The following is a 10,841-nucleotide window of genomic DNA, read 5'->3' on the forward strand; positions in this document are numbered from 1 at the left end:
GCCTATTATTACAAAGATATTGAGATTTTAGAATTAGTCAAATCCCTAATAATCGGATTTTAATGGAGTTGTTATACTAAAATTTAAAGAAAGGATGACTCCTTAATGAATACTTTAATTCTGTACGATACAATTTACGGGCATAATTTTGAACTAGGAGAGTATATTCATCAAAGCCTGCTTCCTAATTCATCGCTGCTTCCTTTCAAAAAATCACTAACAGTAAATCTGAACAATATTGATTTACTAATTTTATGTCCTTGTACCTCTGGAGAAGGACAGCTCACCGCAAGTGAAGAAAAGTTTTATAATTGTCTGAGTGAGTTTTCCTTAAACTCGCTGACATATTATACAGCTGGTATCGGGGATCTTAACTTTGGTCGTGAGAACTTTGCTAATGCAGTAAATATTTTCGACCAGCGATTGCAGTATCAGCACGCCAGGCAACTTGGTCCGTCACTAAAAATTGATTATGAAGATATTGACAACGGCCAACAAATAATTGCTAAGGAAATCTCAAAATATTTAAAGACAAGGAAGTGATTTTCATTACTAATCATCATTACCAAATAACATTATGGAGTGCCCTTTTACTAGTTTTTGTTTCTGTCATAATTGCCCTGTCCTGTGGCCGAATATATTATTCACCAGTAGAAATCGGTCAAACTATGCTGGCACCCCAAAGTAATCCCGTAGCAGCAAATATTATTTTTAACTTACGACTGCCACGAATCCTTGGTGCGCTTTTAATCGGGGCAGCTTTGGCAATGGCCGGTTGTGCATTTCAAAGCGTCTTTCATAACCCGCTCGTGTCACCAGATATTCTCGGTGTATCATATGGTTCTGCAGCTGGGGCAGCCACAGCTATTCTTTTAGGATCCGGAATTTGGCTTACACAAACATTGGCCTTCTTAGGGGGCGTTCTTGCTGTTGGCCTAACTTTACTAATCGCCCGAATACTTAACCAACGCGGCACCTTAATTTTAGTGTTAGCAGGGATTGTTATTTCTGGCTTCATGCAAGCATTAGTCGGCCTATTAAAATACATTGCAGATCCCGACTCACAATTACAAAGTATCGTTTATTGGCAGCTGGGAAGTTTAGCTAAAATAGATTTTCCGAGTATTGTTGCTGTTATTCCCTTTCTTCTTTGCGGAACAATTATCCTTTTTATTCTCCGCTGGCATATGACCATCCTATCCCTCGGTGATCAACAAGCACGTCTTGAAGGGATTAATGTTGAAGTTGAGCAGCTATTAATAATCGTCGCTAGTACTTTTCTCACAGCAGCAACAGTTTGCCTTAGCGGTAATATTGGCTGGATTGGGTTAGTAATTCCTCATATTGCACGCCTTATCATTGGTGCTAATACTAAACGCGCCTTACCATTAGCAGCCATTCTTGGTGGCCTATTTTTGTTAATTGTCGATACGTTAGCGCGTTCCCTATCCGGCGGTGAAATTCCCCTAAGTATTCTTACTGGATTTATTGGTGCGCCCCTATTTGTATATATCCTGATGAAAAAGAAGGTCCGCTTAAATTGATTATCCTCGATGTCCATAATCTCAGTTTTTCTTACCCTAAAAGTAAGCTAGTTTTTCACCACGTTAATTTTTCGCTTAAGCCGGGTGAAATTTTTACAATCCTTGGTCCTAATGGGGTTGGTAAATCAACTCTTCTGCATTGCTTAACAGGTCTTTTATCACCACAACAGGGAACTATAAAAGTTTTTGGCAATGAAATAACAGCCCTAAACGGCAAAACTCTTGCCCAACAAATTGCCTATGTTCCGCAAGATTACCATATTAATTCAAATTTAACTGTCATTGATTATTTGTTGACTGGGCGTGCTCCGTACCTTTCATTTTTTCAGACACCAAAGAAAAAAGACTTTAAAATGGCCGAGAAATATTTACAAGATTTTCAACTATTTCAGTTTCGGGATCACCCATTTGCTGCTCTGAGCGGCGGACAGCAACAATTAATTACTATTATCCGCGCACTCCTTCAGCAGCCTAAGTTATTAATTCTAGATGAACCAATGGCTGCGTTAGATTTAAGCCGGCAATACGAAATCTTAAAATTAGTAAAAAGTCTTGCTCATCAAGAGAAAATTACAATCATTCTTACAACGCATTTACCAGATCACGCCTTAATGCTACCAACAAAGATTGGCCTACTAGATTCAAATGGTATTTTAACGGTTGGCAGTAGTGATCAATTAATGACGACTGAACGATTGACTGAAGTTTACCAAGTTCCGCTGACCTTAACCTATGTCCCGGCACTTCAACGTTATACTTGTCAAATTAAACTATAACCACACCCCCTTAAATAGATCTAATTATCTAAATTAGGGGATGTGGTTATTTCATTATCCTTTGAGCCTGATTAGGCGTTAAACGATAGTGATAGTATTTTTGATAAAAATGCTGTACTTCAGATACCATGTTGATATTTTTCATTTCTTGCGGGTGTAGTATTTTAGCAGCCCACAAAACTTGCAAGGCTTCTTCCGCACTATAACGATCCCATGGGAAAGTACCCTGTGGATTTCCGTAGACTTTCTTTTCGCGGACTGCCTTTAATTGTCGCAATTGCCTATTAGCCTGTAATGCTTTTCGTGCATGGGCAGTAGTTGAACTCCCAACAATGATTACATCTGGATTGGCCTTAATTAATTCTTCTGGAGTAACAGAAATCTGATTACCATTTTCAGTAATCGCATTCCTTCCTCCCGCAATTTTAATCCATTCGTTAACAATTGTTTTTTGACCATCAACCTTGGTTAAATCCGCTGAGTTAACAATATGAAGAACAGTAGGTGTTGACTTACGGTTTTTCACTTGTCGCTCAACTAAGTTAATATTCTGGGTTAGCTCTTTATTATATTGCCGACCAACTTTAGGGGCATCCCCGCCTAAAATCGTTGCAGTCAACATAACAGACTTTTTCAGTCCCGCAAAATCAGTATACATCGCATTAACGGTTGGCAATTTGGCTTGCCTTGCTGTTTTTGCCTGTGCAGGATCAGCGGTAATTACTACATCAGGATGGGTTTTGATTAATTCTTCAACTTGAATTTGGTTTCCAGCTAATGGAGCAGTAACTTTAGTAATTCGAGGATATACTATTGTGAACCAATGCTGTTTTTTTACAAGCGGGGTTGTAGCCACTAATTTCTTTTGTCCCCCTAATAGCAAAACGACCTGATTATTGGCATGCCAAAGATCAGCTACCCTTTTTATGCTTTTGGGAATTTTGACTTTCTGTCCGGTCATATCTGTAACTGTTCTTGTTGAACTGGCTAATGCTGAACTAGTAATAACGCTACTAAATAATAGAAACACTACTAAAACTTTTAATAATTTTTTCATTACGATCTCCTTCTCCATTCTTTGATTAATATTTTATAAGTGTTGAGGGAAATTTAACATTAGTGATTTCATCTAATTCCCTAATATTTTCCTACAGGTTTTCATAATAAAATAAAAATGATGGAGGAATATTATGAAGAAAAATCTCAAATCAGCCGTTTACCAACATCTTAAACTTACAAATGATTTTCAAAACTTTTTTGATTTTCCTGATTTCTGTGAAATGCGGCCAATTATTCGTGAAGCGGTTCATCAGATTGCGCAAGAAGGCTTTTCTACTCCTGTTCTCCCTGTCAAAGTCGAGCACCAAGCCCTGATTATTGAACAGCAGTTGGAACGGGAAACCCGAAAATATCAACAGCAGGGTGGATTCTTCCCTAATCAACAATCCGAGTTACATAATCTAATTCGTCTGTATACCAATCTTTTGCAGACAATTAGCCAACGTAAAATTATTGACCAGGAAATTGAGGATATCATTTATGCCGTCAATCAAACGCGTGAGAGCCTACGAAACCTAAAAAAGCTTTCTGGGACTGGTCCCTTGTACCAGAACACAAAAGATAAGGAACTAATTCCGGGGACTTTTTACGATGTTATTACTCGTCAGCTTATCCGGCCTTACCTTATCGATCCCCAAGGCCAAATGGTGCCGGAAAATGTTACTCATAACGGCCGGCAAATAGTTATTCAAATGATTACTTATTGCTATCGTGACTGGGATTCATACCTTACTCACCAATACGACGAACAGTATAATATAAAAAATGAACGCGGGCTTACCAGTAGTGAGTATTATGATAAATTAGAAGCAAACGATCTTAAATATGCCGATCATGCCTATGCTGAAGTAATTGCCGATACGTTTAACGAATTTGAAAAAATACTGGTTCCTGATTACTGTAACACTCTTGATATTATGTCAACTAACATTGAACAAATCCTCATGAATCATCCTCGTCTGCGAATCCAGCTTAATCAGGTTATTATTCGTCATTTTAAATTAGATGCTCATGGTATTATGCATGTGATGGATATTCCTATCCAGGATATAAAGAGTAAATATAATTATTATCGACAAAATTTTAGTTAGGAGAATAATGCTATGCACCCTAAAATTACTCCGGAAATGAAACTGGGGATGAAAGAATTTGAAAAGACAATGTTCATGTTAAATGTGGCCCCTAATAAGAACAACCTTGATCGATTTGCTTTGCAGGGCGATTTAATTCCCGCGCCACTTGATGAACTTGCTTGGTTTTTACCCGCTTACCTTTCAAATGATTTTAACCTCTTCTTTATTTTTGCCCCTAATATTAATAACCAGTGGGCAATCAGCTGTTCCCAGGTGCAGATTAAGGACGGAAACCAAATTATGGCGATGAGTGAAACGGTTTCTACCGGTATTGGGTTAAATGCCGTTAATGAACTAAGCCCCAGTTCAGCAATTGAGCTTATTGCTTATTTGAAAACACTTGAAGTTAATGGTCTTGGGTATTTTGATGAGCACATTGGTAAAAATCAAAAATAAGTATTTTACATAATTATTAAAAGCAGGACTGTGAAATAAAACTTTCTCGGTCCTGCTTTTATCAGTTATTTTATAGTTCTTCAATTTGCTTGCAGAGTTTATTAATCTTGTTAATCGGCAAATCACTATCTTCAATGTAGTAGATTAGTTCGCGCCGATCAATCTTTCCCTGCTTAATTGCACTAATTGCGTCACTAGATAAGACAGGATAATCATGATTGAATAACCCAGCAATACCAGGGACATCCAGTATCTCGCGACTTGACCAGCCCCGATTCCACGGACGGCGAATATCGGTTCCAATTAAGAGCAATAGCTTGATCAACGCCTCATTATCATTGTTTCGAGTAATGTTAAGATTAACAGTATTATTCAGCATTTGAATAGCACGGTTGATTGCGTCGTTCATTGAGGAAAGATTTTGCGCATCATACATCCCTAACTTCATGCAGAAGATACAAATAAATGCTGCCCCCACCATGCTGCTACCTGATAGTTCATAATGTGTTTTAAAAAGTTCATCCAATTGTTCACGTAAATTATAAATATCAAAGTAATCATCATACTTATATCGCAACAATTCTGCCTTGTCAGGAACATAATATTGTAGTCCTAGCTGGTGGTTATAAAGCTGAACAAGCCGAATGCTATCACTTAACAATGTAGGATATACAATAAAGAGATCATCTTCAAATACAGCATCCAGGTTAATTTCATCAGCCATTTTATTAAGGTCTAGAACAACATACCGCAGTTCATATTCCCCAACCCGATCTTCTATATATTGCTGAAATTTTTCTTCATCAATAGTCAGTTGAGGATTTTGCGCCTGGATAATTTGCAATGCATGATGAACCGGGATCAATCCATACAAGCTTGCAAACGATGCTAAGTAATCATCAAGTAATTGGTCTGTTTTTGCATCAAAGATCGTTGGTAAGTCTTTATTGGTATCACTAATTAGGGGATCAAATGAAGTAAAAAAATCGTCATCATCCTCATTGTAAAAATCATCATCACTGCCGAATTCATCCATCAGTGCACTATCTTCTTCCATAAAAACAAGATAGTCTTCATATTGGTCATCGTTAATAATGCCATTACGTTTCAGATATCTTAGTAACTGTTTTAACGCCGCCTTAATATTTCTTACTTCTGTTTCTGACGATCCATGGTATAAAAGTTCATTAATGCTAGCATTTTCAAGGTTTGCAATTGTACTTAGCCTATAAGCTGCCCACTCATTCAAATAAAACTGGAGGTTATTTTTATAGCGGCGGATGGTTTTATCACTATAGTCTTGTTGAATATCACTAAGGAATAAGTCTAAAAGTTGATTATTTTGATCTTGAATTTTTTGAATTGCTTGATCGGTTTGTTCAAGTGATAAAGTATCAAAACTAAGCTGGCTCATTTGCTGCAGCTTATTGAAAATTTCCTTTAACGCCCCTTTATTATCGTGGGATGCTTTTTTAGCCCCCTGCTTGATGTTAAAGGGTTGACTTGCTTTAATTATTGCGACTGTATCACTAGCGTTAATATAATTTTTCCCCTGCCGCTTAAGATAATTCGTTAAACGTTTCGATAAGTCACCCTCAGTCCGTGTATTAGCAAGCGGTTCTGCTACCTCGCGACAAAGTAAAGTTAACGATCCCATACTAGACCGATTAATTGTCTTATTGATTTGCCACTCATTACTCGTTGCTAGGTATTCCGCATATGACTTTTCAGAGAGACCCAAGTTAAGCCAGACTGTTTTTAATTGCGTTTCAAAGCGTTTCTTAATATCTCGCTTATTCTTCGCGTTTACGTTATATAAAATAACTGCTAAAGTCGTCGCATCATTTAGAAAGACAAGATTCTTTTTATGGTTAGTAGTAAAGTATGTTGCATGCCATGAAAAAAGCGGGTTAGCTAATGCAGCAGATTTTGTTGCTTCGTCATTAGACTGGTGATAATTGTTAAATAAATTTTGAGCTTTTACCGCTACATTAATATACACTATTTTTCTCCTTCAATTCTTGTAATCATAACGTTACCATCTTCTGGGTTCCCATATATTTCATAAGCGCCGTCAAGTTTAATCTCACGGTAATCGGTTCCAGCATAATTTCCTTTAATCGTATATTTACCATTTGCTAACTTGCCTACTGGTTGAAACAATGCTGGGACTGGTTTCTTATCAGTGACGATAATTTCAAATTCACCATCAATCCCGCCATTGCTAAATGTTAAAATTTTACCGGTTGTATCATCGATAATGGCTACTTCGGCTTTATTTGTTGTCTGCCGTAATTCTTCCTGCATTTTTAAAGTCTCCTGTTTTTATATTTACTAGTGTCATTTTACAATTATCAGCTTCATTTGCCAATTATCTTTATTGATGTTAATAAAAATTAAATTGCGGTATACTATTAATAAATAAACTTATTGCATTAGGGGTGCCCATCGTGCTGGGCTGAGATATGCAGTGACGCATGGACCCTAGAACCTGTAAGCCAACACTTGCGTAGGAAAATGCATAACCGCTTGATACTCAAAGTAGGTTCATTTTTCCTGCCTTGAGTATTTTTTAGTTAAGGAGTTAACGTATATGGCAGAACATCAAATCAATTGGTCCCTTATTGATCGAGTTCGTACTAAGAATCCAATTGTTCTCACTCTCGCTAATTTAGTAACAATTGATAAAGTTGCAGATTCAATAAGTGCTGTTGGTGCCTCCCCGATCATGTCAGTAGAACCAGCTGAGGCAAATGAAATGGCTAATTTAGCAAATGCAATTACTATTAACTTAGGGACGGTTAATCAACAGCAGATTGACCAAATACAAACTATTCTTCAGACGGTTTCTCCGTTAAAGCCGCTCGTACTAGATCCGGTAGCTGTCAGTGCAGTACCGTCACGGTTGAAACTCGCTCAATCATTATTAAATAAATTTCATTTTGATGTTATCCGCGGAAACGCCAGTGAAATTGCTGCCTTGGTTGATGCCGATAATACTAGTCATGGAATTGATGCCGGAAAAGTTGACCGTCCTATTCAGGTCGCTGAATTATGTGCACGGCGCTTTCAGTCTATCGTGATTTTGACTGGCGAAACCGATTTGATAACTGATGGTCAAATCATTTACGAAAACCCCTTCTCTGCCGAAATGCTAACGATGAATGTAGGAAGCGGCGATATGCTTTCTAGTATTGTGGCTGCTTATCTTGGAGTAACATCTAACACTTGGGATGCTTGCATTGTAGCCACTGTCTTAGTATCTGCAGCGGGTGTTTTAGCCAATCGCTATTCGGTCGGCCTCGGATCATGGCAAGTACAGTTTTTTGACCAGCTCTCAATTATGGATACAAAAGCTCTTTTGGAATTTTTAGAGGAAAGTGAGGAAGATTATCTTGATTAACGATTATCCCCAAGCCCTAACAATTGCTGGAACCGATAGCGGCGGTGGGGCTGGAATTCCCGCTGACGTAAAAACAATGCAAATGCGGGGTGTTTATTCTGCGATGGTAGTTGTTGCCGTTACTGCTCAAAATACTCTTGGCGTACAAGACGCGTTCCCCATGCCTGAGAAATTGATTGATGAACAGTTTGCATCGATTGCAAGCGATCTTGAAATTCGTGCATGTAAAACGGGAATGTTAGCTGATCCAATCCGGGTAAAAGCAGTTGTCCGAAATTTGAAGAAATATAATTTAGGGCCATTAATTGTTGATCCGGTAATGGTTGCTAAGGGTGGTGCAAAGTTGCTTAGCGATGATGCGATTGCTATTGTACGCAATGAATTACTACCACTTGCTACCCTTATTACTCCTAACATTCCAGAGGCTTGTGAGTTGACGGGAATTAATATTAAGGATAAAACTGATATTAAGAGGGCCGCACATGAACTACAAAAACGCGGTGCAAAAAATATCCTCTTAAAGGGTGGTCATGCCGAAAACTCTCAAAAAGCTGATGATTACGTTTTATTTGAAGACGGTAATGATATGTGGTTGACGGCACCAAGAATTAATACCAAAAATACTCATGGGACTGGTGACACAATTTCAGCATGTATCACTGCAGAAATTGCCAAGGGGCGCTCAATGGAACAAGCCATTATGATTGGCAAAACATATGTTGAACAGACAATTAAAGAGGGTATTCATGTTGGCCACGGTCATGGTCCATTAAATCACTGGGTTAAGGTTAAAGGAGACGAGATAGATGATATTTGATCCAAAAATGTTGCAAGTATATTTAGTTGGCGGAACACAAGATGTCCATAATGATATTTACGCATTCCTTGAAAAAGTAGAATTAGCAATGAAAAGCGGAATTACTGCTTTTCAATACCGCGAAAAAGGTAATTCAAAACTTCTCCCGAATGAACGCGTTGACCTTGGGTTAGAGTTGCGGACCTTATGTACACGATATGGGATTCCATTGATTGTTGACGACGATTATCGTTTAGCTCAGCAAATTAATGCTGACGGTGTTCATGTTGGACAAAGCGATACAAAAATTGATCAGGTATCGGTAGCAGTCGGTCATCAGATGTTTATTGGCTATTCATGTAATACCCCTGCTGAAATTGAACGGGCTAATTTAATGGATTTCGTTGACTATGTTGGTTGCGGACCCGTTTTCCCTACAAAGTCAAAAGCGGATGCTGATCCGGCAATCGGCATCGATAAGTTAGAACGGTTAAACATGCTTAGCCAGCACCCAGTTGTTGGGATCGGTGGTATTAATGAAAAGAACATGCAATTAGTTCACGATACAGGGGTAGCTGGAATTGCCGTCATTTCTCTTGTATTTGATAGTAGTGATCTTGCCGCCACAGTAAAAAAACTAAAGGAACTTTATAAGTCGCCGTTTGTAAAATTAAGTTAGAAAAATAAAAAAGCCATTTGTGATAGACTTTTGAATAACCACAAACAAAAGTAAAGGAACATCACAAATGACTTATAAACATCTTACCACACGTGAACTAACCCTCATAGCTAATTTTTGGCACCAAGGTACGAAGGCTTATCAAGCTGCTAAACTGCTTAAACGAAGCCAAGAAACTATTTACCGAGTCTATCGATTTCTTGATAGCGGTAAGACCATTGCACAGTATCTTAAGGCTTACCAACGGAATAAGCAGCGTTGTGGTCGTAAGCAGGCTCAGCTAGCCAAGGATGAGATCAGCTACATCAATGAGCAGGTTAAAGCGGGCTGGACACCTGATACGATCATTGGTCGAGCAGAACGGACAATTAGCTGTAGTATGCGGACACTTTATCGGATGTTTGCTCGTGGACAGTACAATTTTGCCGTCCAGCAATTACCGATGAAAGGCAAGCGACACCCCAATGGCTATGTCGAACGACGTGGTAAGGCGGGGCATCTCGGTCGGAGTATTTACCAGCGATACCATGATTTTCCTCACTACCAACACGAGTTTGGTCACTTTGAAGCTGATACTGTTCAAGGAAAAGCTCATCGTGGTGCGGTCATGACCTTGGTGGAACGTCAATCTAAGGTGATGATTGTGCTTAACGTTCATCGTAAAACTGATGAAGCAGTTAACTATCACTTGGATAAATGGCTTTCTAAAATACCTCGTCATTTCGTTAAGTCGATTACCTTTGATAATGGTAAGGAATTCGCGGGCTGGCGTGAGATTGCCAATAAACATGATCTTCATACTTATTTTGCGGAGGTTGGAGCGCCCAATCAACGCGGCCTGAATGAAAACAATAATGGTATCTTACGTCGTGACGGTCTCAGTAAACGATTAGACTTCCGTAATTTACCAGATGAACTAATCACCCAGCTGATGCACAAACGAAATACTATTCCACGGAAGTCACTTCACTACCGCACACCACTTGAAGTATTCCTAAGTCACGTCACAGATGAACAGCTTTCAACATTTTTCTAATTTAAATTGACATTTCGGG

Annotated in this window: 12 protein-coding genes and 1 riboswitch; of the genes, 9 read left to right on the forward strand and 3 right to left on the reverse strand. The window is 38.6% G+C overall.

Annotated elements, in window-relative coordinates; genetic code table 11:
• The first annotated feature begins 105 nt into the window (after positions 1-105).
• The 3 genes from H5S41_RS05415 to H5S41_RS05425 are packed head-to-tail and all read left to right on the forward strand — an operon-like array spanning position 106 to position 2,320.
• Complete coding sequence (locus tag H5S41_RS05415) at positions 106-543, forward strand: flavodoxin family protein (RefSeq protein ID WP_182602616.1); 438 nt, start codon at positions 106-108, stop codon at positions 541-543.
• A complete protein-coding gene (locus tag H5S41_RS05420) occupies positions 540-1,544 on the forward strand; it encodes a FecCD family ABC transporter permease (protein ID WP_375139018.1) in 1,005 nt (334 codons plus the stop codon). The genes H5S41_RS05415 and H5S41_RS05420 overlap by 4 nt, the downstream gene beginning before the upstream one ends.
• A complete protein-coding gene (locus H5S41_RS05425; RefSeq protein WP_182602617.1) occupies positions 1,541-2,320 on the forward strand; it encodes an ABC transporter ATP-binding protein in 780 nt (259 codons plus the stop codon). Before H5S41_RS05420 ends, H5S41_RS05425 begins: the two co-directional genes overlap by 4 nt.
• A 46-nt stretch (positions 2,321-2,366) precedes the next feature.
• On the opposite strand, the gene H5S41_RS05430 is transcribed toward H5S41_RS05425, so the two are convergent.
• Positions 2,367-3,377, reverse strand: coding sequence for an ABC transporter substrate-binding protein (locus H5S41_RS05430; RefSeq protein ID WP_182602618.1), 1,011 nt, complete (start codon positions 3,375-3,377; stop codon positions 2,367-2,369).
• A gap of 133 nt (positions 3,378-3,510) precedes the next feature.
• Here H5S41_RS05430 and H5S41_RS05435 point away from each other — a divergent pair, with 133 nt between their 5' ends.
• Positions 3,511-4,470 (forward strand): hypothetical protein, encoded by a 960-nt coding sequence (locus H5S41_RS05435; RefSeq protein ID WP_182602619.1) that lies wholly within the window; start codon positions 3,511-3,513, stop codon positions 4,468-4,470.
• Positions 4,471-4,482: 12 nt separating this feature from the next.
• Positions 4,483-4,908 carry a hypothetical protein gene (locus H5S41_RS05440; protein ID WP_182602620.1) on the forward strand — a complete coding sequence of 142 codons (426 nt, stop codon included), beginning with the start codon at positions 4,483-4,485 and terminating at the stop codon, positions 4,906-4,908.
• Between the two features lie 70 nt (positions 4,909-4,978).
• Here the strand turns inward: H5S41_RS05440 and H5S41_RS05445 are convergent, their stop codons facing one another.
• Both H5S41_RS05445 and H5S41_RS05450 read right to left on the reverse strand, forming a co-directional pair.
• Positions 4,979-6,910 (reverse strand): DUF6933 domain-containing protein, encoded by a 1,932-nt coding sequence (locus H5S41_RS05445; RefSeq protein ID WP_182602621.1) that lies wholly within the window; start codon positions 6,908-6,910, stop codon positions 4,979-4,981.
• Positions 6,910-7,215: a hypothetical protein gene (locus H5S41_RS05450; protein ID WP_182597825.1), complete on the reverse strand. Its 306-nt coding sequence runs from the start codon at positions 7,213-7,215 to the stop codon at positions 6,910-6,912. Before H5S41_RS05450 ends, H5S41_RS05445 begins: the two co-directional genes overlap by 1 nt.
• 120 nt (positions 7,216-7,335) lie before the next feature.
• Positions 7,336-7,441, forward strand: a riboswitch (TPP riboswitch).
• Between the two features lie 60 nt (positions 7,442-7,501).
• On the opposite strand from H5S41_RS05450, the gene thiM reads away from it, so the two are divergent.
• From thiM to H5S41_RS05470, 4 genes are all read left to right on the forward strand, one after another.
• Positions 7,502-8,311 (forward strand): hydroxyethylthiazole kinase, encoded by an 810-nt coding sequence (gene thiM / locus H5S41_RS05455; protein WP_182602622.1) that lies wholly within the window; start codon positions 7,502-7,504, stop codon positions 8,309-8,311.
• Positions 8,304-9,128 carry a bifunctional hydroxymethylpyrimidine kinase/phosphomethylpyrimidine kinase gene (gene thiD / locus H5S41_RS05460; RefSeq protein ID WP_182602623.1) on the forward strand — a complete coding sequence of 275 codons (825 nt, stop codon included), beginning with the start codon at positions 8,304-8,306 and terminating at the stop codon, positions 9,126-9,128. The genes thiM and thiD overlap by 8 nt, the downstream gene beginning before the upstream one ends.
• A complete protein-coding gene (gene thiE, locus H5S41_RS05465) occupies positions 9,118-9,786 on the forward strand; it encodes a thiamine phosphate synthase (protein ID WP_182602624.1) in 669 nt (222 codons plus the stop codon). The genes thiD and thiE overlap by 11 nt, the downstream gene beginning before the upstream one ends.
• Before the next feature lie 67 nt (positions 9,787-9,853).
• A complete protein-coding gene (locus H5S41_RS05470; protein WP_085720378.1) occupies positions 9,854-10,822 on the forward strand; it encodes an IS30 family transposase in 969 nt (322 codons plus the stop codon).
• Positions 10,823-10,841 lie beyond the last annotated feature (19 nt).

The organism is Limosilactobacillus albertensis, from assembly GCF_014145555.1.
GTDB lineage: Bacteria > Bacillota > Bacilli > Lactobacillales > Lactobacillaceae > Limosilactobacillus > Limosilactobacillus albertensis.